The organism is Corynebacterium sp. KPL4035, from assembly GCF_037908325.1.
Classification (GTDB): Bacteria; Actinomycetota; Actinomycetes; order Mycobacteriales; family Mycobacteriaceae; genus Corynebacterium; species Corynebacterium kefirresidentii.
Genome location: NZ_JBBMGF010000006.1, coordinates 70,580 through 95,201, shown reverse-complemented (window position 1 = coordinate 95,201; position 24,622 = coordinate 70,580). Strand labels below are relative to the sequence as shown.

At 60.8% G+C, this 24,622-nt stretch carries 16 protein-coding genes and 1 pseudogene; 11 read left to right on the top strand and 6 right to left on the bottom strand.

Annotation, left to right across the window (positions count from 1 at the left end; translation table 11 throughout):
- Positions 1–49: 49 nt before the first annotated feature.
- Genes WMP96_RS07140 through WMP96_RS07130 form a run of 3 tightly spaced genes read left to right on the top strand, consistent with a single transcriptional unit; the run spans position 50 to position 3,847 of the window.
- On the top strand, positions 50–556 hold the full coding sequence (locus WMP96_RS07140; RefSeq protein WP_034655562.1) for a universal stress protein: 507 nt from the start codon (positions 50–52) through the stop codon (positions 554–556).
- Positions 557–578: 22 nt separating this feature from the next.
- On the top strand, positions 579–776 hold the full coding sequence (locus WMP96_RS07135) for a DUF2613 domain-containing protein (RefSeq protein WP_005325448.1): 198 nt from the start codon (positions 579–581) through the stop codon (positions 774–776).
- A 2-nt stretch (positions 777–778) separates the two neighbouring features.
- On the top strand, positions 779–3,847 hold the full coding sequence (locus WMP96_RS07130) for an alpha-(1->3)-arabinofuranosyltransferase domain-containing protein (protein WP_340432610.1): 3,069 nt from the start codon (positions 779–781) through the stop codon (positions 3,845–3,847).
- Here WMP96_RS07130 and WMP96_RS07125 read toward each other — a convergent pair.
- Positions 3,768–4,928 carry an acyltransferase family protein gene (locus WMP96_RS07125; protein ID WP_340432607.1) on the bottom strand — a complete coding sequence of 387 codons (1,161 nt, stop codon included), beginning with the start codon at positions 4,926–4,928 and terminating at the stop codon, positions 3,768–3,770. The two genes, WMP96_RS07130 and WMP96_RS07125, sit on opposite strands and share 80 nt — an antisense overlap.
- A 9-nt stretch (positions 4,929–4,937) precedes the next feature.
- Here WMP96_RS07125 and WMP96_RS07120 point away from each other — a divergent pair, with 9 nt between their 5' ends.
- Together WMP96_RS07120 and WMP96_RS07115 are read left to right on the top strand one after the other, a co-directional pair.
- Positions 4,938–6,095, top strand: coding sequence for a DUF3068 domain-containing protein (locus WMP96_RS07120; protein ID WP_301716248.1), 1,158 nt, complete (start codon positions 4,938–4,940; stop codon positions 6,093–6,095).
- Positions 6,085–7,503 carry a hypothetical protein gene (locus tag WMP96_RS07115; RefSeq protein WP_340432604.1) on the top strand — a complete coding sequence of 473 codons (1,419 nt, stop codon included), beginning with the start codon at positions 6,085–6,087 and terminating at the stop codon, positions 7,501–7,503. The genes WMP96_RS07120 and WMP96_RS07115 overlap by 11 nt, the downstream gene beginning before the upstream one ends.
- On the opposite strand, the gene WMP96_RS07110 is transcribed toward WMP96_RS07115, so the two are convergent.
- Entirely contained in the window at positions 7,418–8,527 is a 1,110-nt protein-coding gene (locus WMP96_RS07110) for a glycosyltransferase family 4 protein (RefSeq protein WP_284835514.1), read from the bottom strand. The genes WMP96_RS07115 and WMP96_RS07110 overlap by 86 nt on opposite strands.
- 24 nt (positions 8,528–8,551) lie before the next feature.
- Here WMP96_RS07110 and WMP96_RS07105 point away from each other — a divergent pair, with 24 nt between their 5' ends.
- Positions 8,552–9,295, top strand: coding sequence for a class I SAM-dependent methyltransferase (locus WMP96_RS07105; protein ID WP_023020050.1), 744 nt, complete (start codon positions 8,552–8,554; stop codon positions 9,293–9,295).
- A gap of 44 nt (positions 9,296–9,339) precedes the next feature.
- Here the strand turns inward: WMP96_RS07105 and WMP96_RS07100 are convergent, their stop codons facing one another.
- Positions 9,340–11,163, bottom strand: a complete 1,824-nt coding sequence (locus WMP96_RS07100; RefSeq protein WP_340432600.1) for a phosphoenolpyruvate carboxykinase (GTP) — start codon at positions 11,161–11,163, stop codon at positions 9,340–9,342.
- A 347-nt stretch (positions 11,164–11,510) separates the two neighbouring features.
- Here WMP96_RS07100 and trmB point away from each other — a divergent pair, with 347 nt between their 5' ends.
- The 5 genes and pseudogenes from trmB (at position 11,511) to WMP96_RS07075 (ending at position 16,390) form a co-directional block, all read left to right on the top strand.
- Positions 11,511–12,287 (top strand): tRNA (guanosine(46)-N7)-methyltransferase TrmB, encoded by a 777-nt coding sequence (gene trmB / locus WMP96_RS07095; protein ID WP_301716246.1) that lies wholly within the window; start codon positions 11,511–11,513, stop codon positions 12,285–12,287.
- Positions 12,288–12,881 (top strand): NYN domain-containing protein, encoded by a 594-nt coding sequence (locus tag WMP96_RS07090; RefSeq protein ID WP_301716245.1) that lies wholly within the window; start codon positions 12,288–12,290, stop codon positions 12,879–12,881.
- Between the two features lie 12 nt (positions 12,882–12,893).
- Entirely contained in the window at positions 12,894–15,047 is a 2,154-nt protein-coding gene (locus WMP96_RS07085; protein WP_301716244.1) for an MMPL family transporter, read from the top strand.
- Positions 15,048–16,064 carry a lysylphosphatidylglycerol synthase transmembrane domain-containing protein gene (locus tag WMP96_RS07080; protein WP_301716243.1) on the top strand — a complete coding sequence of 339 codons (1,017 nt, stop codon included), beginning with the start codon at positions 15,048–15,050 and terminating at the stop codon, positions 16,062–16,064.
- A pseudogene (locus WMP96_RS07075) lies at positions 16,061–16,390 on the top strand (DUF3054 domain-containing protein). The gene WMP96_RS07080 and the pseudogene WMP96_RS07075 overlap by 4 nt, the downstream one beginning before the upstream one ends.
- 196 nt (positions 16,391–16,586) lie before the next feature.
- Here WMP96_RS07075 and WMP96_RS07070 read toward each other — a convergent pair.
- From WMP96_RS07070 to WMP96_RS07060, 3 genes are all read right to left on the bottom strand, one after another.
- The gene (locus tag WMP96_RS07070) at positions 16,587–18,143 is read right to left on the bottom strand and encodes an acyl-CoA carboxylase subunit beta (RefSeq protein WP_301716242.1); all 1,557 of its coding nucleotides are present in this window, start codon (positions 18,141–18,143) and stop codon (positions 16,587–16,589) included.
- On the bottom strand, positions 18,118–22,821 hold the full coding sequence (locus WMP96_RS07065; RefSeq protein ID WP_301716241.1) for a type I polyketide synthase: 4,704 nt from the start codon (positions 22,819–22,821) through the stop codon (positions 18,118–18,120). The genes WMP96_RS07070 and WMP96_RS07065 overlap by 26 nt, the downstream gene beginning before the upstream one ends.
- A 78-nt stretch (positions 22,822–22,899) precedes the next feature.
- Entirely contained in the window at positions 22,900–24,612 is a 1,713-nt protein-coding gene (locus WMP96_RS07060; RefSeq protein WP_301716240.1) for an AMP-binding protein, read from the bottom strand.
- Between the last annotated feature and the right edge of the window lie 10 nt (positions 24,613–24,622).

Genomic DNA, 24,622 nt, shown 5'->3' with positions numbered 1-24,622 from the left:
TGTGCAATATTCCTCGCCTTCTGTCTGAAACGGTGGGTAGACTAGCCACATGAGTAACGGCGAGACAATGCTAATTGCCTACGATGGCACCGAACGAGCCGGCCGCGCCCTCGAGCACGCGGCCCAGCTGCTGCGGCCCACCACGGTGGAAATCCTCACCGCTTGGGAACCCGTAGCCCGGCAGACCGCCCGCGCCGTCAGCCGCACTGGAATGCACCAGTCCACCGTCTCCCCGGACGGCGTTGAAGAGGATCCGGCCTACGAGGAAGCGTTGAAAATCTGCCGCCAGGGCATCGAACTAGCCGAAAGCCTGGGCTTGGCTGGCCGCGCCCACTTGGTGGAATCCGCCACCACTATTTCCTCCGCCATCATTGATGCAGCACACGAGCTGGACGTGGATGTCATCGTGACCGGCACCCGCGCCCTGACAGGTTTCCGCGCCTGGTGGACCAACTCCACCGCCGATCAGATTGTGCGCAATGCCGGCCTTCCCGTCTTTATCGTGCCGCAGGAAAACGAGGAAGACGCGGACGATGATGAGGCAGAATACTTCTAAATAGCTGCTAGTATTTTTAGCCATGGCTCTGGAAACCGATTCTTTGAACAAGCGCACCCTTGGCCCCGCCATCGGTAGCGCTGTTGTGGGCATCGCGCTCGGCGTCATCACCATCATCGGCATCGCGCAGTTCTCCGGCACTGATACCGTGCCGGAAGGCAATGCGGTTTCTGCTTCCGATGCGGTTTTGGGCGGCCCTGAGTACGGATCCCGCAACTAGGTGTGCGTACCCTCCGCGGGCGGCTTGCCCGCCCCTACCCGCTGGGGATCTTTGCCCTAGCGCTCATCCTCCTCGTGCAGCCGTGGGGGCTGACAGCTGCCGATACCAAGCATGATCTGGCCGCCAATCCGCTGCACTTTCTCCGCGGGGCACTGAGCGCCTATACGGATACCTTTACCCTGGGACAACTACAAAATCAGGCCTATGGCTATCTTTTTCCCCAGGGGCCCTTCTTCGTTTTGACCCAGCCACTGCCCGATTGGCTGGCCCAGCGCCTGTGGTGGCTGGTGGTCTTAAGCGTTGGCTTCATCGGCTTTCATAAGCTCGCCTGCAAGGTAGGCCTGCGCGGCGGGTGGGTCTGGGTGGCGGCGATGCTCTACGCGCTCTCGCCTCGCGCGCTTTCTACCCTGACCGCCATTTCTTCCGAGACCTGGCCGGTCATGCTCGCCCCCTGGGTCATCCTGCCCTTCCTCAATGCCAAGCTCACCTGGCGCGACGCCGCCGCAGCCACCATCCCCGTAGCGCTCATGGGTGCGGTCAATGCCACCGCCACCATCGCCGCCTGCACCCCGGCCGCGGTAATTGTGCTCTACCGCCGCGCATTCAAACCCGGCGCGGCCTGGATCCTAGGGTGCCTGGCGGTATCGGCGTGGTGGATCGGCCCGCTTATCGTACTTGGCCGCTACGCCCCGCCGTTTACGGAATTCATCGAATCCGCTCGCGTGACCACGCGCTGGCTCAACCTGCCAGAAATTCTGCGCGGAACCACGAGCTGGACACCGTTTGTAGATACCGAGCGCGTGGCGGGCAATGCGCTGGCTACCGAATCCTTCTTCGTGCTGGTCACCATGGGCATCGCGGCCGTGGGCATCTACGGACTCACCAAACTGCCGCGTGTGTGGGCCGTTGTCCTAATGGTGGGCATCGCGGTGCTGGGCTGCCAGGCGGGGTGGTACCTCGATGCTCTCGATGGCCCGCTGGCCGCGCTGCGCAACCTGCATAAGTTTGATCCGCTGGTGCGCATCCCACTGCTTTTGGGTGTCGCGCGCGCCTGCGCGCATCTGCCTCTACCGCAGAGCTTGCGGCCTACCAAGAAGCAGACAGTAGGCGCGCTCACGCTACTGCTGTGCATCGCGGTCATCTCCCCGGCATGGTCGCAGCGCTTGCTGCCGCTGGGGGCGTATAAGGAGGTTCCCTCCTACTGGCACGAGGCCACGGACTTTATCAATACTCATGCCGCCGATACCCGCACCCTTATCTACCCGGAAGCATCCTTTGCCCGGCAGACCTGGGGGTGGACGCGCGATGAGCCGGCCCAGCCGCTGCTCGATGTCCCTTGGGCCGTGCGCGATGCCGTTCCACTCGTACCAGCAGAGGCTATCCGCGGGCTCGACGGCGTCATGGCCGCACTGAAGGAGGACCCAGCCACCGGCGTGCGCTCCCTTCAGCGCCTGGGCATCGGCGCGATCATGGTGCGCCACGATCTCTTCACCGGTGAGGACGAGGCCCTGGCCAGTAAATTTGGCGGCGAAGTCCACCGCTTCGACGAGGTCGATGTCATCTTGCTCAACCACGCCGGCATGTCCTTAGGGCCCACAGACCCAGTCCGCGTGGCCGGCGGCGGGGAAGCCTTGGCGCTTCTCGACGCCCACCATGGCCCCACCACCCGCCAGCTCGTCGATAGCGATGCCGATATCGTCACCGATACCCCGACGCTTTCGGACCGCAACTACGGCACCCTCGATGGCCCTATCTCCGCACCCTTGGCTGCAGATGACCCCAGCCACGTAAATAACCGCCTGCGCGATTATCCTTCCGCAGGGCCTCTTAGCCAGGTCGAGACCCACGGCGGTTCCGTGGCGGTCTCCTCCTCGGCAGCCGATGCCACGGCCTTCGGTGGCGCCCAACCGCACAAGTCCGCTACGGCCGCGGTGGATGGGGAAAATTCCACCGCGTGGTGGCCCGCGCCGGGCGATGATTCCGGGTGGATTGAGCTGCGCGGTCATTTCACCCAACCGCGCCTAAAGCTCATGGCCACCAGCGCCACTACGGTTACGGTGCGCTCCGGCAGTGCCGCGGTGGACGTGGATCTCAAGCCTTTCCATGCACAGGAGGTCCGCGTTCCCGGCGGCGATACCGAGGCCATCCGCGTGGAATTGTCCCACCGCACCGGCATCGCGGAACTAGGGGTAGAGGGCCAGCCGGTCGAGCGCGTAGTGACCGTGCCGGATACCTCCCCCGATGTGCACCAATTCTTCTTCCAGCAGATGCTGCAAGATACCGGTGTGCTCATCCGCGACTTCACGGCGCCGCGCCCCATGCGGGTAAAGGTAGATTCCACCAAGCCGGTGCTTATCGACGCCCACCGCTACTCCCCCGGCGATTCCCTCACCCTGAGCCCCGGCACGCACCGTGTGCGCACCACTGGACCGTGGGTGAGCCTTCGCGAGGTGGGCTGGCGCCCGCCGGAGCCCTCGGAGCCCACTGGATACTCGATTAAAGCCAGCGAGGAAGACCGCCTCTTGGTCACCGGACGCGCCTTTAATAAGGGCCTGCGCGGGTATTTGGACAATGACGAGCTCACCCCGTGCGAGATCGACGCCGCCACCCAGGCTTTTGTCATTCCGGCCGGCCGTTCCGGCGACTTCCATATGTCCTTCACCGCCCAGCCGGTTTATCGCGCCACCCTCCTCTTGGGAGGTTCCTTGGGATTGCTGACGCTCGGCCTGTGCCTCCTGGCGGCCGCGCGCCGCCCGTCCCAGCCCGCCTGGCACGCACCGCGTGGGGGCGCTGCCTCAGCCGCCGTGGCACTTGGTGCACTGGCCCTTACCGGCTGGCCGGCGGCAGTGGCGGCCGTGGCTGCGTGGTTGGTAGTGCGCTGGACCACCATCCCGCGCGCCTATCTCGCCCCCGGCGTAGTCGCTGCGGCCGGAGCCATCCTCGCCCGCGCACCGTGGACGTCTGGTTCCTATGCGGGTGATTCGCTCTTGCTTAGCTGCTTGTGTGCCGCGGGCGTGGCCTGTCTTTTCGCCGCCGACCGAGGAGAAGATCCCGGCCGGGACGCTCGATGAGCGTATAACTAGCGGCCGAAACCACCACGGGGCCCACCACAGTCACGGTCAGAATGACCCAAAAGTCCAGGGGTTTCCCGCTAAAAAGCGGCACCCCGGTAAGGGGAAAGGCCAGACCCAAGATGGCCACATGCCACAAAAAAATGGAATAGGACCATGTACCCAGTGCCTGCATGAGTGGGCTGGTCAGCCAAGATTTCTCCCCCGGGGCGAGTGCCACCGGTACCACTACGACCGCAGCAAAGGCCGCGCCCGCCATGATGCGGCGAGAAAATTCCGCGGGTTCGGGATGGATAAGCCCCTGCGGCCCAAACCACTCGCGACTGGCAACCCACAGCACCACCGCCGCCACGATCCACCACGCCCAGCGCGGCCGCAGCACGCGCTGCACTCGCCGACTGATGCCGGCTTCTTCGAATTCGGCGGCCAGCATTCCCACGGCAAACCACGAGGCATACGCGGGCGGCCAGATCTGCGAGTTGACCTGGTCCTTGGCGTAATCGGCTACAAAGGGCACGAATCCCCACGCCCAGCTGAGCACTCCTGCCACGGCAATGGCGGCAATGCGCCAGCGCCGCGGCAGCGTTCCAAGCAGCCACACCAGCACAGGCAAGAAGAGATAAAAGAAGAATTCCACGCACAGCGACCACAGATGGGTAAGACCTGGGGCCAACCCGTCGACCACATAAATTTGCGTGGAAGTAAGATTGCTCAGCAGTTGGGTGAGGGTGAGTGAGTGAGCGTCGGGAAGCAGGAGCATCACCGCCACCACGCAGGCATAATAGGCCGGTAAAAGACGTGCCACGCGCGAGCGCGCATAGCCGGCTAAGCTGTGCAAGCCGCGGCGGCGCCACAAGAGGAACGCGCTGAGTGCAAAGAAAACGGCGACGAAAAAATCGAAGCGCCCGGCAAACCCCCACCCAGTTCCGGTCTGAAAGGACACGTGGGTGACAATGATTCCAAGGGAGGCGACCGCGCGTAGACCGTCTAGCTCCGGCAGATGCTGGGGTACGCTTTTCACAGATGCCTGCGGCTGCACGCTTGCTCCTAACCCCGGATCGACCTGAAACTGATTGGACATATTACTGCAATGAAACGCTACCTTTGGCCACGCTCGCCACTGGCGTGGGTTGTCATTGCCGCCGTCATTTTCTTAGTGCTGGGCACTGTGGTGCCACCGCTATATAACAATCAGACTCGGCCCCTCGCCTTCGACCAAAACATCAACACCGTGACCGCTCCCTCTGCCGGCGTGTGGATGGATGCGCCCGCCTTTATCGCCGGCGCCAAGGCCACAGGCGATAGCAAGAATCCGCAGTGCCAAGAAAAGAAGGCACCCATCTGGTGCTACCTGCACCATGACCTGCTCACCATCGAGCGCAACACCACGACCGCTGAGGTGGCAGAAGACGATGCGCTCGCTCACTCTGATTCTTTATCGCGCCTGCTCGCCGGAGAGACTCCGCTCGCCCAAATCACCGAGCACTCCGTGTTGAACCGAGAATCCACCTACCCTGTGGCGGCCCCTAAGGATAAATGGGAATTCCTCCTGCCGTCAGTGGACACGGGCATGGCCCGCACAGATTTCGAACGAGATGGCATCAACTACTTTTTCCCCTCCGGAACCGAGCAGCGCTCCTATCCCTTTTTCGATCTGGCCTCACAATCCTCCACGGCGGTGGACTTCACCACTACGGAAAAGCTAGACGATATCCCTACCTATTCCTTCCACCACGATATTCAGCCCATTTCCCTGGCCGATATGCGCAGAAACATCACCACCGAGGCGGTCGATTCCGGTAGCGGCGAAAAGCAGCTGGCCGCTAAGGACTTCCGCATCTCTGGTCCGGCGAAGCGATTCTACGACGAAGACTCGCGCAAGCTCCTCGGCCTAGATCCCACTGACCGGGTCACGGTGGAACCTTTTTATACCGTCGGCCGCGATATCTCCGTGGAACCCACCACCGGCACCATCGTGGATCTGCGGGAAAATATCAAGATTTTCTTCGCTGCCGACGAAAAACAAGCCGGCACCATGGTGGCCAATAACGATACGGAGGATCGCTCCATCTTCGCTGCCGATATGCGCTGGTCCGATGACACTCGCGCGGAGCGCCTCGACGAGGTGCGTCCGGTCATTCGCACCATTCGTGCCTTGATGGTCGTCGGCTGGGCGGGCAAAGCCATCGGCGTCGGCCTATTGCTCTGTGCTGCCTATATGTACATGCGCCGCCACCGTGAAGGCTAAGCGTCTAGTACTCCTCGCCTGGGGCTTCATCCTCGTGACCGCGGTGTGCTGGCCCTTCGCCCTGCCCGGTGAGTTCCTGTGGCGCGATATGGCGCTGCTTGACCATCCGGCGCTTTCCCCTTCGGCTTTCGGCGGCGGCAGTTTGCCTGCCCGCAATGCCCCGCAAGACGGCTTCTTGGCTGTAGTAGGCGGCGCGTGGGCGGCGCGGGTGCTCATTTTTGCCGCCGCGGCGTCCTCCGCGCTCACCGCGGCGCGCTGGGCGCGCTCCACAGCCTCCGCGGTGAGCGCGATGGGGGTGGCGGTGGCCAATCCTTTCGTTATCGAGCGCCTCCTCCAAGGCCAGTGGTCACTTGCTGTGGCCGCGTGGCTGCTCCCGGTCATCGCGTGGGCCGGAAAGCAGCGCAATTGGGTGGCGTGGCTCGCCATGTGGGGCGCTTCACTTACCCCTACGGGTGGGCTCTTTGCCGTGGTGACCGCGGCGGTGACCTGCCGCAAGCGGGTGGCACTTGGCGGCGTGGTCTTGTGCTTGCCGTGGGCCATTCCAGGAATGTTCTATCCCACTGCGCCCGGTGATACCGCTGCGGCGGTGGCTGCGTTTGCCCCGCGAGCGGAAGAGCACGTCGGCACCGGGGGCGCGTTGTTGCGCCTGGGCGGCATCTGGAATGCACAAGCAGCCATCGGGTTCGCGATATGCGGTGTCATCGTGGCGATCATCGCCCTGCTCGGGGCGTGGCGGGTTCCCGTTCGGCTGAGCATACTGGCAGCTATTGGTCTTGGCGGGGCTGTGTTTTTCTGGCTGGTTCCCGGCGTGCTGGTGTGGTCCATCGATCACGTACCGGGGGCGGCGCTACTGCGCGATAGCGGAAAGCTGACCATGCTGGCATTGCCGCTTTATGTGGCCTCGCTGGGTGCGCTGCCGAACCTGCCGGCGGCACTAGCCACCGTGGCCGCGGCAGTGCAGCTGATTCCGGTTCCGGGGCGGCTAGCGGTGCTCGCACCGCGGGATACGGGAGTAGATAAGCAGCTGGTGCGCGAGATTGACGGCCGAGTGGCTTTCTTTCCAGAGCGCGCCAACCTTGTAGAGGTGCCTGGCGGTGTGGCGGTAGATCCCTATTCCAAGGCGGTGGCCATGGTGGAATCAGGGGAATTGAGCGTAGACGGGACCGTGGTGGATCAGGCTTCGCCGCAGTACCGGGCGGCGCTGCGCGCATGGGAGGCACACGATATGAAGCAGCTGTCCCGGATCGGTGTCGGCGTGGTTGTCGTGGACGGTGCTATAGCCGCGGAGACGGACGCACCACGGCCGCAGGTTCCATGGGCGCTTACTGCGTTGTGGATGGCTTGTCCGCTACTAGCCCTTGCAGCAATTCCGCGAATTGCTCGCCGGTCTTCTCCCACGAGAAGCTAGCGGCAAAATCGCGCGCGTTGGAGCCGAGGGTGCGGCGTAAGGGGGCGTCGGCAAGCAGCTGCTTGGTGGCCGCAACAAAGTCTTCCTCGCGCTCTACTAGGATGCCGGTCTCACCGTTAATAACACTGTCACGCAGGCCAAACGTATAGCCGACGGTGGGAACCCCATGTTGGGCGGCCTCCATTACTGCCAAGCCCCACCCCTCTTTGCGGGAGGGCATAAGCAGGGCATCGGCCCGGGCGAGCAGGGCATGCTTATAGTCCTCGGTCACCTGGCCGCGGAAGCGCACGCGACTGCTGACGCCGTGTTCCTCGGCATAGGCACGCAGGTTAGCCTCCCACCAACCGGAGCCTATGACATCCAGGACCGCGCCCGGGGTCTGCGCCACCGTATCCATGGCATGCTCAATCTGCTTATGCGGCACCAGGCGCGAGAGCGTTACCAAGTGCACGTCGGCCTCTCGCTCCAGGGAAGGCACATGGTCCGGAACCGGGTCCAGACCATTGGCAATGATGTGCGCACCCTTAATTCCCAGTGCCTCTAGATCCTCGCGGGAAGCCTCAGAAACGGTGACATAAGGCGCGCCGCGATACACACGCGGAGCCACCCGGGACTCAAGGAACCAGCCGAGGTGGCCCAGGAGGGGACCTGCCACCGGCCACTGCTCGCGGTGGCAGTGGTGGGTAAGCAGCACCGTCGGTGCTCCAGATACCAAGCGGGCAAAGAAAGGAATGCCGTTTTGGGTATCGATTACCGCATCCACCCCGCGCAGGTCACCCAGCCCCACACGGCCTGCCAGCATCGCCGCCCAGGCACGCGGATACACGCCGAACTTGGCGCCACCGCGGCTATAGCGCACGCCGTCGCGCACCTCCCGGCGCGCGGCATTCATGTGCTTGGAGGTGCGAAAAACCACCTCGTGGCCCTGCGCCGCGAGGTATTCGCCCACGCGCTCCAAGTAGCGCTCCGAGCCCCCGCCTTGCGGGTGGGTGGAATCGCGCCAGCATAGTAAAAGAATCTTCATTGTGAGGTATTAGCCTAGTGGGTTATGAGACATACCCGTGAGATGGCCACGCTGCGCCGCTCCTTGCAGCTGTTGCGTTCCTTTCGCTTTGAGCAGACGCACCCCGAGATTTTCTACGGTGGGCTAGCGGAAGATACGGCCGCACTGGTAGATAACCTCGGCCGCGACTTGGGCGTGCAGCTTCCCGGGGCGAGGGTACTCGATGTGGGCGGCGGACCGGGCTATTTTGCGGATGCTTTTGCCCGGCGCGGGGCCCACTATGTGGGACTAGAGCCAGATGCCGGCGAAATGTCTGCGGCTGGCATCCACTTGAGCAACTCGGTGCGCGGGGACGGCACCAACCTTCCCTTTGCCGATGACTCTTTTGACGTGGTCTACTCCTCCAACGTGGCCGAGCACATCCCCAATCCTTGGGATATGGGCGAGGAGATGCTGCGCGTGACCCGCCCGGGTGGCCTGACTATCCTGAGCTATACGGTATGGCTCGGCCCCTTTGGCGGCCACGAGACCGGCCTGTGGGAGCACTATGTGGGCGGCGAGTTTGCCCGCGATCGCTACACCCGCCGCCACGGTCACCCGCCCAAGAATGTCTTTGGCACTTCGCTTTTCGACGTCCCCTGTTCCGCCGGCCTCCACTGGGCACAGCGCACCGGCGCGCTCAAACTCGCCTTCCCCCGCTACCACCCTAGCTGGGCTTGGTGGCTAACTCGCGTGCCAGGTGTGCGGGAATTCGCGGTTTCTAATCTGACGTTGGTGCTGCAAAAATAGCACCCAGCAACAGTGCTGTCGCTGGGTGCTATTGAACTTAGAGCTTAAGAGGCGTTCTCTACGCGCTCCTTTAGAGCGTGGAACTGGTCCCACACCTCAGATGGCACTCGGGAGCCTAGGAAGTTGAGGTAGCTGGCGTTATCCTGCATATCACCTTCCCAGTCCTCCGGGTTGACGGCGAGAGCAGCGCGCACATCCTCGATATCAAAGTCGATACCCTCGAGGTCGATATCCTCGGCGCGAGCGGTGTGGCCTACGACGGTCTCCTCGGCCTCAACATTGCCCTCGATGCGGTCAATGATCCACTTGAGCACTCGAGAGTTCTCGCCGAAGCCCGGCCACAGGAAGCGGCCATCGTCGCCGCGGCGGAACCAGTTAACCAGGAAGATAGACGGCATACGGTCGCCGCCCTTTTCACCCATGTCAATCCAGTGCTGCAGGTAGTCACCGGCGTTGTAGCCAATGAACGGCAGCATAGCCATCGGGTCGTGGCGCAGGGTGCCAACGCTGCCCTCTGCTGCAGCGGTCTGGCCCGAAGCCAGCAGAGCGCCAATCATGGTGCCGTGGTTCCAGTCAAAAGCCTGAGTAACCAACGGAACGGTGGTCTTGCGGCGGCCGCCGAAGAGGATGGCATCGATCTTTACGCCCTGCCAGTCGTCATACTCTGGAGCGGCGCTCGGGCACTGGGAAATCGGCACGCAGTAGCGGGAGTTAGGGTGCGCAGCCTTGGTAGACGAAGACGGAGTCCAGTCCTGACCGGTCCAGTCGATGAGGTGCTCTGGTATCTCCTTGGACATCTCCTCCCACCAGACATCGCCGTCGTCGGTAAGCGCAACGTTGGTGAAAATGGTGTTACCCGGCTCCATGGTCCGCATAGCAATCGGGTTGGAGTCGTAGTTGGTGCCAGGAGCCACGCCGAAGAAGCCGTTTTCCGGGTTTACGGCGTAGAGACCGTCTTCGCGCAGGTGTAGCCACGCAATGTCATCGCCGACGACCTCAGCCTTCCAGCCCGGAATGGTTGGGGTAATCATGGCCAGGTTGGTCTTGCCACAAGCCGAAGGGAAGGCAGCTGCAACGTGGTACTTCTTGCCTTCTGGGTTGGTCAGCTTCAAGATGAGCATGTGCTCGGCCATCCAGCCCTCTTCCTTGGCCATAACGGAAGCGATGCGCAGCGCGTAGCACTTCTTAGCCAGGATGGCGTTGCCGCCGTAGCCAGAACCGTAGGACCAAATTTCCTTAGTTTCAGGGAACTGGGTGATGTACTTGGTGTCATTGCATGGCCATGCCACGTCTTCCTCACCCGGCTCCAGCGGGGCACCCACGGAGTGCAGGGCGTGGACAAAGTTGCCGTCAGCACCGATTTTCTCCAGGGCTTCAGCACCCATACGGGTCATGATGCGCATGGAGAGCACAACATAGGCGGAGTCAGTCAGCTGCACGCCCAACTTCGGCTCCGGATCGCTAATCGGGCCCATACAGAAGGGAACCACGTACATGGTGCGACCCTTCATGGAACCACGGAAAGCTTCCGTCATCTCTTCCTTCATTGCCGCAGGCGGAGCCCAGTTATTGGTAGGGCCGGCGCCATCTTCGTGCTCGGTACAGATGAAGGTGCGGGATTCCACACGTGCGACGTCGGAAGGGTTGGAACGAGCCAAGTAGGAGTTAGGTCGCTTTTCCTCGTTCAACTTGATAAGCGTGCCTTTTTCCACCAGCTCGCCGGCCAAACGGTCAGCCTCGTCCTGGGAGCCGTCTACAAAGACCACCTGGTCCGGCTGGAAAAGCTCAACATTTTCGCTAATCCAGCCGATAAGCTTTTCATTTTTAGTCGGCAGCTCTCCGACGAGCCCTGGGATAGTGGCGGTCATTAGTAATTCTCCTGAGGGTGGGTGTGAAAATTGGAGCGAAAAGCCCCAACTGTGCCTTCCACCTCAAGATTAACGTGCTCGCCCGAATAATTTGCGCAGAACTTGCCACACCGGTTATATCCACCACGTTAACCAGAACTTCACCAAGCGCATACGAAGGTAATGTGTTAAAAATCGCCTTTTCCACTCCCCCTTTCTGGGGGTTCATTGTCCCACTTTTCCGCCTCGAAACGATCTTCTACCACCCCCAACTGGGCCCACTGGTTATATCCGGGATGTCATCGCCACATGTATCCCTCGGCGCGGCGTATTGCTTGGCGGGGCTAAGCAGGGGAAAATAGGCCGCAATGAATAGCACAGATAATTCTCAAAACACCCGCGCTGGGGAAATGCCCCCTGGCCGCCCGCCACAAACCGACTTCAACGCCGTTTTCCACAACGAGCTTGACTACCCGCGCCTAGGCAACGTCACTTTCCGCCGCGGCACGCTGACCGAAAACCAGCATGAACTTTTTGAAAAGCGCTGGCCGGAGCTCGGACGCGTGCTGGAAGACGAGGTCATTGATCTCGCTTCCTGGTTCGGCCGCAGCGGCGACAAGACGATCGTGGAAATCGGTTCCGGTACCGGCACCTCCACCGCTGCCATGGCACCGAAAGAAGCCGATACCAACATCATCGCCGTCGAGCTCTACAAACCAGGCCTTGCCAAGCTGCTCGGCCAGATTGAGCGTGAGGGTATCGAAAATATCCGCATGATCCGCGGCGATGGCATCGAAGTCTTGATGCGCATGTTTGAACCGGAATCCCTCGACGGAATCCGCGTCTTCTTCCCGGATCCGTGGCCAAAGGCGCGCCATCACAAGCGCCGCATTATTCAGTCGGGCACCCTAAATCTTTTTGCCTCCCGGTTAAAGAAGGGCGGTGTGCTGCACGTCGCTACCGACCACGCCGGATATGCCGAGTGGATCGATGAACTAGTTGAAGTAGAACCAAGCCTGGATTACAAGGGCTGGCCATGGCCGGAGTGCCCGCAGCTGGTAGATCGTCAGGTCATCACCAAGTTTGAGGGCAAGGGCCTAGATAAAGAACACGTGATTACGGAGTATCTCTGGGAGAAGAAATAAATGAGCACCTATCTGCTTGTCTGGGATGCACCCAATATGGACATGGGCCTAGGCTCCCTGCTGGGCGGTCGGCCTACCGCCGCACACCGCCCGCGCTTCGACGCCATCGGTCGCTGGCTGGTACATCTTGCTCAAGACGTTGATGCTGAACCGCGCGCCGATGTCTTTACTAATGTGACCCCCGGCGGCGCAGATGTCATTCGCCCATGGGTAGAAGCCATCCGCAACGTGGGTTTCGGTGTTTTTGCCAAGCCCAAGATCCACGAAGACGATGACGTAGATCCGGATATGCTCGACCACATCGACAATCTTCGTGCGGATCTGGCCGGTGTCATTGTCGCCTCCGCCGATGGCCAAAACTTCCAAAAGCCTTTGGAGGAGCTCATCGCCGCGGGGATTCCGGTTACGGTCCTGGGATTCCACGAGCACGCCGCTTGGGCCGTCGGCCACGCGGATATCAATTTTGTGGATCTAGAAGACATCGAGGGCGTATTCCGCGAACCGCTACCGCGCGTGAATCTGGATAACCTGCCCGAGGGTGGTGCATGGCTGCAGCCATTCCGTCCCTTGGCGGCCCTGCTTAATAACCGCTAGGAGGCTGCCCCAATGTTTGAGAAATGGGGACGTTTTTCCTATGCGCACCGCCGGCTTATCCCCGCCATCGTTGTCGCTGCCATCCTTGCGCTCTTCGTGGGCTTTGGCTTGCAGCTCGAAGATCGCATGAGCCAAGAGGGCTGGGAGGATCCCAATGCGGCGTCGACAAGCGCGGCCCAGATCGAGGAGGAAACATTCGGCCGCGATAACTCCGGCGATGTCATCTTGCTCTTCCACTCCCCCGATGAGAACTTCGACGCCGCCAAGCAGCACTTGGCGCAGCTGAAAGCAGAGTATCCCGAGCAGATTGATTCGGTGACCAGCTACTTCGATACGAAGAACCCCAACCTAGTCAATGACGATCACTCCCTAGCTTTCGCCGCCATCGGTCTTAAAGGCGATGATGAGCAAACACTCAAGGATTTCCGCACCATCCAAGGCGAGCTTACGGATACCTCCGCCCCAGTGGAAATCGCGGGCGCTACCGCAGTTGCTGATGCCCTAGATAATGGCATGTCCCACGATATCTCCCGCGCCGAAAAGGCCGCGCTTCCTTTGGTGGGCATCCTCCTGCTGGTGGTTTTTGGCTCCGTCGTTGCGGCCTGCATGCCGCTCATCGTCGGCGGCCTCTCCATCCTGGGGTCTTTGGGAATCCTGTCCATCTTGGCGGGATTTTCCCAGGTCAATGTCTTTGCTCAGGCCGTTGTCACGCTGCTGGGCCTCGGCCTAGCCATCGATTACGGTCTCTTTATGGTCTCGCGCTTCCGCGAAGAGCTGGATAAGGGTCGCTCCTCCGAGGAGGCCGTTGCTACCACCACCGCGACTGCCGGCCAAACGGTGGTTTTCTCGGCAGCCATGGTCGCCGTCGCACTTTCGGGGCTCTTTCTCTTCCCGCAAGCCTTCCTGAAGTCCGTGGCTTATGGCTCCATTTCCGCCGTGGGTCTAGCAGCGCTGCTTTCGGTCACCGTCCTGCCCTCAATTTTTGGCATGCTCGGCCCCAAGATCGATACCTGGTCTGTGCGCCGCACCTCTCGGACGGCGCGCACCATCGAAGACACCTGGTGGTACAAGCTGCCGCTTTGGGCAATGCGCCATGCCCGCGGGTTGACCATCGCCGTGTGCGGCCTGCTTATCGCACTTACCCTGCCCATCATGAGTATCACCTTCGGCGGCATCAACGAGTCTTACTTACCGCCCAACCAGGAAACCCGTGTGGCGCAGGATAGGTTCAATGAGGAATTCCCTACCTTCCGCACGGAGCCGGTAAAGCTCGTCGTGGAAAATGCGTCTAACCAGCAGCTTGTCGACGTCGTCATGCAAGTCCGTGGCCTCAATGGCCTCACCGAGCCCATGGCGCCGACAACAGCCACCAAGGACGGCACGACAGTTCTTTCCGCCGGCATTAAAGACCGCGATGATTACGCGAAGATTGTCCACGAACTGGAACAAGTAAAGGCACCCGAGGGCGTGAACCTGTACGTGGGAGGCACGCCTGCCATGGAAGTGGAATCCCTTGATGCGCTCTTCCATAAGCTGCCGTGGATGGCACTCTACGTGGTGCTAGCCACGTTCCTGCTCATGGCGTTGGTCTTCGGTTCCTTCGTGCTCCCGCTCAAGGCGATCGTGATGACGCTTTTGACCTTGGGGGCAACGCTGGGCATTTTGACCCTGATGTTCGTCGCTGGCCTTGGCTCGGGCGCCCTCAACTTCACCCCTGGCCCGCTCATGAGCCCCATTTTGGTGCTTATCATCGCCATTGTTTACGGCCTGTCCACCGACTATGAGGTCTTCTTGGTCTCCCGCATGGTGGAGGCGCGACGGCGTGGTTCCACCACCGATGAGGCCATTGCGGCCGGCACCGCGCATACGGGTGGGATCATCACTGCGGCGGCGCTCATCATGATCGTGGTCTGTGGCGCTTTCGGCTTCTCCGATATCGTGATGATGAAATACATCGCTTATGGCATGATTTTTGCCCTGCTTATCGACGCCACCATTGTCCGCATGCTCCTTGTCCCCGCCGTCATGCACCTGCTGCGCGAGGATAACTGGTGGGCACCTAGCTGGCTGCGCCACGCCACTACTGCTTTGACTGGTGGCGCTAGACACCGCGGCAAGACTGTTCCCTTCTCTGAGCTCAAACAACGCCTCGAAGGAGATAAATAAGTGAAGAACTGGCTGCGGCTTATCGTCTCGCTCATCGTCCTGCTTATCCTGATTTATGTCTTCCGCGATGAGTTGGACTTCCTGCGCGAAGGCTTCTCGCGGCTGTCTCATTCTGACCCGGCTGCGGTAGCACTGGTGGTCATCGCCTCAATCGTGGCAGTCCTTGCCATGGGCGAGGTTATGCGCCTGCTCATTCGCGCCGGGGGCGTACACGTACCAGCCTCAGAGACGGCCGCCCTCACGCTGGCGGCTAATGCTTGGTCTACCACGCTTCCAGCGGGCCCGGCCTTTTCCGCCATCCTCACCTTCTACGTGCAGCGCACGTGGGGTGCTTCCGTCATGCTCTGTGGGTGGTTCTTCGTGCTGTCTTCGGCCATTTCCACCATGTGGCTCGTACTCATCGGCTTGGGCGGCGTGCTCTTCCTCAATGCTGACATGGCATTGTGGTCCCTCATTGGCACCCTGGTGCTCATGCTGGCGCTTTCCGGCGGCCTTTTCTGGCTGACCAATCACCCAGACACCATCATTCGCTGGCTCAACCGCCAGAAACTCGTTAAGGGCTCCAAGCGCGAAGCCATCGTGGACCAGGTAAAGAATCTAGAAGAGGTTCACCTCACCGGCCGCCAATTCGCTTGGGTTTCCTTTTACTCCCTAGCCAACCGCCTCATCGATATGGTCTCGCTCTGGGGCTGTGTCTGGGCCGTAACCGGCCACCTCCCTGCCCTGCATGCGGGTGAAGACACTACGACTATGGCCGGTGTGGCGCTAGCGTATCTTACCGCCAAGCTGGCCGGCTCCGCCCAGGTCACGCCCGCCGGCCTGGGCACGGTAGAGGCCGCCATTATCGCTACCCTGGTTGCCACCGGTATGACCGCGGTGGATGCAACCGGTGCGGCAATCATTTATCGGCTGATTTCCTTTGCCCTTATCACCATCATTGGCTGGGTAATCTACTTCTGGCACTATGCTCGCAAGGGCATTACTTACGCCGCCTTGAATCGAAAGGAAAACGCATGAGAATCGCCCCCGTCATCGATATCATCGCCTTGATGCTCTTTGCTGTGGCCGCCCGTCTCGCCCACGGCGGACTAAGTTTTTCCACCTGGGTTGATGCTTTCTGGCCATGGGCCATCGGCGCGCTCATCGGCTGGGCTATCATCCTGGCCGCCAAGGTGCAGGGCAAGTGGAAGGAAGGCGGCGTCGTCTGACTAAGCACCATCGTGGGCGGCATGGCCCTGTGGATGCTGGTCAATGGCCGGCTACCACACTGGAGCTTCCTCATCGTGGCAACCGTTATGTCGGCACTATTCTTCTTTGGCTGGCGGCTTTTCGCCCGCAAATAAAAATAAGGAGGGTTGAACCCTCCTTATTTTTTGCTCGTTTTACTTGGAGCTTACCGGTACGCCTGCTTGATTGAGAATATCGGCTACGAAACCAATGATCTCGCTGATGATATCCACAGCACTAGATAGAATCATAAATAGCTCCTTGACTAGGATTGGGACTTTATACTCCTATCGCTCATCCAAGCACACGACGTTACATCGGGGCAATGGTGTGCTTCTTCGGCAGATCGCTTTCCTGCTTCGTTGCCAGCTGCCGCAGCGCTTGGCGGAGAGCCAACCGGGATTGACTCGGCTGAACCATGGCGTCCAAATAGCCGCGCTCAGCCGCAACATAGGGAGCGGTCATGGTCTCATCGTAGAAGTCCATGAACATCTTCTTGGTCATCTCGCGCTGCTCAGGGGTCTCGGCGGCGTCTAGCTGCTTACCGGCGATCATCACCACGGCGGCTGCGGCACCCATAACGGCGATCTGTGCGGTTGGCCACGCCAAGTTGATATCACCGGTCAGGTTCTTCGACCCCATCACGGCATAAGCACCGCCATAGGCCTTGCGCACGATGAGCGAAACCTTGGGCACGGTGGCTTCTACCACGGCGAAAGCAAACTTGGCGCCGCGGTGGATAAGGCCGACCTTTTCTTGCTCTACGCCTGGTAGGTAGCCCGGAGTATCCACCACGAAGACCAACGGAGTGTTGTAGGCATCGCAGATGCGAATAAAACGTGCGCCCTTATCGGCGGCGTCCGCATCAATGCAGCCTGCAAGGTGCATGGGATTATTGGCTACAAATCCCACCGTCTTGCCATCGATGCGCCCAAAGGCGGTGATCATATTGGGCGCAAAGTTCTCTTGAATTTCAATGATGTCCTCGTCATCGCCCAATTGGGTCAACAAGTCCATCATGTCGTAGCCGGCATTGGTGTCATCCGGCATAAAGGAGTTAAGGTCTTCGTCTTCGGCCACGTCGGCGTCGGCAGGCGCGGCAAATTCCGGGGCCTCATCAAAGCAGGTTAGCGGCAGGTGGTCCAAGAGATCGCGCACCATGTCGAAGGCGTCTTCCTCAGAGGGAACGACGGCCGAAACGTTGCCGTTGAGCTCCTGCTGGCGAGCTCCACCCAGCTCGGCGGAAGTAATGTCCTCACCGGTGACCTCACGAATCACGTTGGGACCAGTGACATACATTTCCGCTTCCTGGTCCACGGCAATCACAAAGTCCGTGGTCACAGGAGCATAGACGGCGCCGCCAGCGGACTTACCCATCATGATGGAAATCTGCGGGCTGCGGCCGGACAGCGGCAGCTGGCGGCGGGCGATCTCGGAGTACATGGCCAGCGAGGTCACCGCATCCTGGATACGGGCACCACCGGAATCCTGAATGCCAATGACAGGGCAGCCAATCTTAATGGCCATATCCATGACCTCGGTAACCTTCTTGCCAAAGGTCACGCCGACAGAGCCACCGTAGACGGTCTTATCGTGAGCGTAGATGCACACGGGCCGGCCGGAGATGCGGCCATAGCCGGTGACCACGCCATCGGAGTAGATAGCATCCGGGTCGCCGGGGGTCTTGCCCAAGGAACCCGTCTCAACGAAGGAACCCTCATCCAGCAGTTCATTGATGCGTTGACGAGGCGTGGTGCGCCCAGCCTCGTCGCGGCGCTTGCGGGAGCGCTCACTGCCTGGGTCCTGCGCCTTATCTAGGCGCTCACGCAGGTCAGCGAGTTTCTCAGCGGTTGTCTGCTTGGCCGCCACGTACCTTCTCCTCGATCCATTCGTTCATATGCTTGCCCACGATGCCGATGGCCGGCTCGTCCGGTACCGCAAGGTGATCGCCTTGCAGCTGCACAATTTCTAGATCCTTAACGATAACTCCCCAACCTCCGTCAGGGTCAATCTCAGCGTAGCGCGGCTCCAGCTCGATCGCACCGTCGTGCATGCGCTCGGAGCGGAAAAGCAGAACCGGCACGGTGACATCGGCCCAGCGGTGGAAGTCGATCTTGGCCAGAATCTGGTTATCCACGAAGGAAGCGCGCTGGTGCTCTAGAACGCCGGCGGCAAGGCCGTGCTCGGAGGCGTCGGTAGTAGCGAGGAACTCCGCCAGCATGGTCATGAGCGCATCCTCGCCCATGGTCTCCAGCATCTCGTACGGCGGCTCGAAGTCCAGTCCGTAGGTTTTCTTGGCAAAGGCCGCGTAGCGCTCCCACCGGGCACGGGTTTCTTCCGGCGTATCCGGAGCCGGGTTCGACGGCTGAGTGGTATCCAGCAGCGCGATGAACGCCACGTCCGCCGAATCCTGGCCGCGCTGGGTGCGCTGATGCAGCTGGTAGGCCACCTCGTAGGCCAGCGCGCCGCCGAAGGACCAACCGCCGAGCACGACCTTGCGGCCACGAGCGTAGTGCAGGATGTCCTCGACATATACCTTGGCTCGCTCCTCTAGCGAACCCTCGATGCGCTCGACTCCGTAGACAGCCACATCCTCGGGCAGGCGGCGGGTCAGTGGCTGGTAGACCACCGTGGTGCCACCGGCTGGGTGGAACATGAATACAGCGGGGCCGTCGGCCTCGCGCAGCACGCGGATATTGCCCTCTACCTCGGTCTCTAGTCCCTCACGGACCAAGTCAGCCAGGCTCTCCAAGGACTCAGCCTCGTGGACCTGCTGGGTAGTGACTTCGATGCCTGCACGTTCGGTAAGGCGCTCGGCAATGTTGCTAGCAACCTCGTCGCTTATCTTGGGCAGTGCAGAGGTCACTCCCGCCGCGGCCTTGCCGGTAAAGGTAGCCCACGTGCCAAAGACCATGCGCTCGGAGGCATCGCGCGGGGCAACACCCACGCCCTGGCCCGGCTCATCTTCTTCTGGCGCAGGAGTGTCCTCGGAAGCAATCTCGCTGGTATCTACGTTACCGCCGGCTACGGCCTCTTCCACCATGGCAATGACGTCCGCCAGGGAGGCGTCGCGCAGCGCCTGCACCTGCAGCGGCGGAATCTGGAAGTCATTTTCCACGCGATTCTTAATGCGCATACCCATCAGGGAATCCAAGCCCAAGTCAATGAGTGGCAGCTCTCGCGGCAGGTCGGATACGTCATAGCCCATGGACTCAGAAACGATGAGCGCGAGGCGGTCCTCCACGGTTTCCTCCGTGGGATCCCAGCGCACGGCATCGACTTCTTCCGTCGCTGCAGGCGCGCTTTCGGGCACCTCAGCCACGCCTGGAATAGGCGCCGCACCCAAATCCAAAGCGGAGGCAAAGCCTTCCGCCACCAGCTCTGTCTGTGCACCACGAACAGCGTAGACAGCCACGGACATACCGCCGATGGACTGATTTACCACCGTGGTGACCTCGCCGTGCGGTGGCAAATCGGCGTGTTCCTCGGTGGCGATGATGCGTGCTCCTGGCTTGACGGCCTCGGCCGCAGCCTCGACGATGGCCAGGGCGGATGGCGCTTGGTCCGCATTGGTGGAGAAGGCAACCTTGCCTTCTGGCAAGTTAACGCGTGCGCCCGGCAGGCCAGAAACGCCGGCCGATGGACGGGCATTGGTCCAGAAACGTTGGCGGTTGAACTGGGTATAAGGCGCCTCTACGCGCGCGCCAGAACCAAAGACCGCACCAAAATCCACCGGCATGCCGGCGACATAGAGCTTGCTGAGCAAGTCGAGGAGAGACTCGGTGGGATCTACCTTGCGCTTTAGGGCATACAGCAGTTGCGCATCGGCCTTGCCCACCGCAAAGGCGGTGGACATGAGCCCCATGAGCGCAACCGGGTTCGGCGAGATTTCTACCAGCTGGTTGTGCCCGGCAGCGAAGGCTGCCTCGGTGGCATCTTGCAGGTAGACCGAGTGGCGGGTCATGCGCAGCCAGTAATCCTCATCATGCACGGTGGTTCCAGGACGATAGACCGTGCCCTTATCCACGGAGGAAAACAGCGGGGTGTGCAGCGGCTTGGCTTCCATGCCGGCAATGGCCGCATGCAGCTCTCCCAGGATGGGATCCACGGCCGAGGTATGTCCTGCGGCCTTCACATTCAACGCGCGAGCGAACTTGCCCTCACCGTCGAGCTTTTCCACCAGGTCCAGCACCTCTTGGCGCGGGCCGCCCACGGTGGTCATACCTGGACCGGTATACACGGCAGGCTCGATGTTTCCATCAAGCGCGGCAACATCCTCGGCAGAGAGCTCGACTACGGCCATGGCTCCTTGTTCGGCATCGCTTAGCGACGCCTCACCCTCACCCATCAACCGCGCGCGGTGGCAGGCGATCACCATAGCGTCCTCGGCGGAAATACCGCCCGCGGCATAGGCCGCTGCGATCTCGCCCATGGACATGCCCATCACACCGGCAGGGCGCACACCAAAGGAAGCGAGCAAGTCCGTCAATGCAATCTGGATGGCGGTAATGGCTACCTGGGCGGTCTCGGTGTCATATGTTTGAGCATCGTCGTTGACGATGTCCAAGATGGACCATCCGGACTCAAAGTCCACGATTTTATCTAGCTCTTCCAAACGGGCCGTGAACTGTGGCGAAAGCGCAATCATGTCCTTAGCCATCTTGCGATGCTGGGAGCCGAAACCGGAGTACACGAATACCGGGCCCGGAACCTGCGGCGAATCCGCAGCAGCGATACCGACGGATACCTTGCCCTCAGCCACCTGACGCAAGCGCTTGACCGCTTCTTCGGTAGAGCTAGCCATCACGACGACGCGGGAGCGGGAGTGATTGCGGCGGGCGACGGTACGGGCGACGTCGACAAGCGCGGGCTTTTCCGCCTCAATGAAGTCCGCCAACAGGGCCGCAGCGCGTGCCCGGCGCGATGGCAAGAGGCCAGAAACCGGCAACGCGACCATTTCCGTGGAAAGCTGCGGCTCGCGCTCGACAGGGGTGCCGCGGTAATCGGTGAGCACGACGTGTGCATTGGTGCCACCGAAGCCAAAACCGGATACGCCAGCAATCTTGCGGCCGGAGTATTCGGGCCACTCGCGCGGATCCTCGACTACCTCTAGGCGCTCTGCTTCGAAATCGATATAGCGGTTCGGCGCCGTGTAGTTGATATTCGCCGGAATCACATCATTGCGCATTGCCTGGATGACCTTGATGAGGCCCACCACACCCGCGGCGGATTCGGAGTGGCCAATATTGGTTTTGGCAGATCCCAGCAAAATAGGAGTATCGTCCCCGCGCCCCACGCCGAGCACACGCCCCAATGCAGAGGCCTCGATCGGATCGCCCAAGATAGTGCCAGTGCCGTGCGCTTCGATATAGTCCACGTCCTGCGGATTCACGCCCGCATCGGCATAGGCGCGGCGCAGCACATCTTCCTGCGCTTCCGGGTTCGGGGCGGTCAGGCCGTTGGAGTGGCCATCGGAGTTGACGGCTGAGCCTTTAATGACAGCCAAGATATCGTCGCCGTCCGCCTCCGCGTCCTCCAAACGCTTGAGGACGAGGACACCAGCGGCATCGGCGCGCACGATGCCATCGGCGTCGTCAGAAAAAGCGTGAATGGCACTCGTCGGAGAGGTAACGCCCAATTCAGAAAACGCCGTCGACGCGTGGGGAGCGGCGAGGATATTTATGCCACCGGCCAGCGCCACGTCCGCGCTTCCCGTGCGCAAGTCCTTCACCGCCTGATTGACGGCTACGAGGGAGGAGGAGCAGGCCGTATCCACATTGATGGAAGGGCCGCGGAAATCCAGGGCATAGGAAATGCGATTGGCCACCACAGCCGAAGAAATACCGGTCAGCGCATAAGGATGCATCTCGGCAGAATCGGCGGCGATGAGCATGCCATAGTCATTATTGGTCGAGCCCATGTACACACCAGTCTGCGTGCCGCGCAGCTCGTTGGCAGGAACACCAGCGTTTTCTAGCGCTTCCCACACCAGCTCCAACAGGATGCGCTGCTGGGGGTCCATATTGGCGGCTTCGAGTGGAGAAAGACCAAAGAATTCAGCGTCGAAGGAAGCAATATCCTCGATATAGCCACCATCGGTATTTTGCTGGGCGATCTTCTCGCTCATTACAGGGTCCGCCGAGTACTCGGACCAGCGTCCTACCGGCAGTGGACCTGTTCCGGCGCGGGATTCGGCCAGCATGGACCAGAATTCCTGGGCATTTTTTGCACCCGGGAAGCGGCCCGAAAGACCAATAACCGCGACATCGGCTCCATGCGCTATGCGAGGAGAGTGCGCCTCAGGCTGAGGCGCTGGAGCGTTCAACAGGCGATTTGCCAGCAATTCGATGGTTGGGTACTCGTATGCCACGGTGGCATCGAGGCGGGTACCGAGTAGATTTTCCAGTTCGCCAGATAGCACTACAGCATCCCGCGAAGAAAGACCATAGTTTTCCAGGGGCTTGGAATCTAGGATCTCTTCTGGGGAAACACCGGTGGCCTGGGCGACCCAGTCACGCAGCCATGCTCGCAGTTGCTCGATGGTCATAAAAGGTCTTTCATTACGAGAAGTTATTAACTGGCAAGAGGGTATATCGCTATATTTTGTCACTTTGTTAGCGATAAATCAGATCCCTACATAGTTCTTCTTAGCTACACGGCGCGCAATCTTGCCGGAAGAAGTACGGTTGATTTCCCCTGGGGCCTTCCACACGATGTCATCTGGCGTAATTCCATGATGCGAGGTGACGGCGGTGCGGATGACTGCGGACGCCTCTGCATCGCCGGCCGGCTGCGCATCATCGGCGCGCTCCACCAACAATACGAGAGATTCAGAATCCTTGCCTTCCACAGAGAAGGCGGCAACGGAGTCCGGTCGCACCTGCGTGGACGCTGCTTGTACGGTGCTTTCAATATCCTGCGGATAGTGATTGCGCCCAGCGATGACGATGAGGTCCTTCAGGCGGCCAGTGATATAAAGCTCACCATCCACGATGGCGGCTAGGTCACCGGTTGCCATCCAGTAATCGTCTTCTGGCAGGCCGTCCTGCTGGCGCTCACCCAAGGTATTGCGGAAGGTCACGGCGGTTTCCTCAGGCCGATTGAGGTAGCCGGTAGCCATATTGGGACCATGCACCCAGATTTCACCGATTACGCCGTCCTTGACCTCAGCGCGCGTTTCCGGGTCCACGATGGCAAGGTGCTGATGCGGCACGCACTGCCCATTGGACGCATAGGCCACAGTCGCGTCGGACTTATCCTCGATGATGGCGCGTCCCGCGGCCAGTTCGGCACGATTGAAGTGGGAGATGACTGGGCGCTTGTCGGTTTGCGGGGTAGATACAATAAGCGCCGCCTCTGCCAGACCATAGGACGGGCGCAGCACGGAACGATCCACGCTGAAGGCATTCAAGAAGGAATCCACGGCCGCCTCCGTTACCGGCTCTGAGCCGATAATGATGCCTGCTACGTGCGAGAAATCAGCATCCTTGGCATGGCGCGCGGCCAGTTCCAGCGCAAAGTTGGGGATAGCGGAGTACGTAGCTTGCTCGCCGGCGGTCAAACGCCGGATCCAGCGGTCTGGGTGTTGGATGAAATCGCGTGGGGTCATCATCTCGAAGTCCAAGCCCAAAATGGTAACGAATACGGCCAAAATGATGCCCATATCGTGGTGCATTGGCAGCCAGGAGACGATGCGAGCCGGCATCTGCAATTGCAGTGCTTGGAAGATCTGCGCAACATTGGTGATAATCGCTCGGTTGGTGAGCTCCACGCCGGCCGGGGTCCGAGTGGACCCAGACGTGTACTGCAGGAAAGCGATGTCCTCCGCGCTTCCCTCCACGGGTGTCCAAGAACCAGCCAAGGAATCAGGAAGAGCGTCGAGGGAAATAATCCGCGGGCGCTCACGCTGGGCAGAGAAGTACTTACGCACAGCGGCGGCAGAAACACGATTCGTCACCACGATAGGCGGTTCGCAATCACCGAATACCGCCTCCAGGTGGTCCGCGTGGCCCGGTTCATTGGGGTCATAAAGCGGAATCGGCACCATACCCGCGTACAGTGCACCCAAGAAGCCAAAGACGTATTCCGGTGAATTACCAGCCAAGATGGCAACGCGGGTGCCCGGATCTGCTACCTGCTGCAGTCGCGCCGCCACCACCTTGATGCGTTTATTGACCTGCGCGCGGCTAAGCTCCCGGCAGGTTTCTTCCTCACCGTAGATCCACTGGCGCATAACCACACGGTCTGGGTCAGTCTCCGCCTGGTAGAGCCTTTCTGCCAGCTGGGCCAAACTGAACTCGGGCGCTAGGAATTGCCCCATCTGCGCTTTCAGATCCATGGAATCTCCT

Bases quoted from the DNA above. Each gene is read 5' to 3' on its own strand.
- WMP96_RS07100 (WP_340432600.1), bottom strand. From the start codon at position 11,163: ATGACCGCCACTATCCCAGGGCTCGTCGGAGAGCTGCCGACTAAAAAT.
- WMP96_RS07135 (WP_005325448.1), top strand. From the start codon at position 579: ATGGCTCTGGAAACCGATTCTTTGAACAAGCGCACCCTTGGCCCCGCC.
- WMP96_RS07125 (WP_340432607.1), bottom strand. From the start codon at position 4,928: ATGTCCAATCAGTTTCAGGTCGATCCGGGGTTAGGAGCAAGCGTGCAG.
- WMP96_RS07140 (WP_034655562.1), top strand. From the start codon at position 50: ATGAGTAACGGCGAGACAATGCTAATTGCCTACGATGGCACCGAACGA.
- WMP96_RS07120 (WP_301716248.1), top strand. From the start codon at position 4,938: ATGAAACGCTACCTTTGGCCACGCTCGCCACTGGCGTGGGTTGTCATT.
- WMP96_RS07060 (WP_301716240.1), bottom strand. From the start codon at position 24,612: ATGGATCTGAAAGCGCAGATGGGGCAATTCCTAGCGCCCGAGTTCAGT.
- WMP96_RS07085 (WP_301716244.1), top strand. From the start codon at position 12,894: ATGTTTGAGAAATGGGGACGTTTTTCCTATGCGCACCGCCGGCTTATC.
- WMP96_RS07090 (WP_301716245.1), top strand. From the start codon at position 12,288: ATGAGCACCTATCTGCTTGTCTGGGATGCACCCAATATGGACATGGGC.
- WMP96_RS07110 (WP_284835514.1), bottom strand. From the start codon at position 8,527: ATGAAGATTCTTTTACTATGCTGGCGCGATTCCACCCACCCGCAAGGC.
- WMP96_RS07065 (WP_301716241.1), bottom strand. From the start codon at position 22,821: ATGACCATCGAGCAACTGCGAGCATGGCTGCGTGACTGGGTCGCCCAG.
- WMP96_RS07105 (WP_023020050.1), top strand. From the start codon at position 8,552: ATGAGACATACCCGTGAGATGGCCACGCTGCGCCGCTCCTTGCAGCTG.
- trmB (WP_301716246.1), top strand. From the start codon at position 11,511: ATGAATAGCACAGATAATTCTCAAAACACCCGCGCTGGGGAAATGCCC.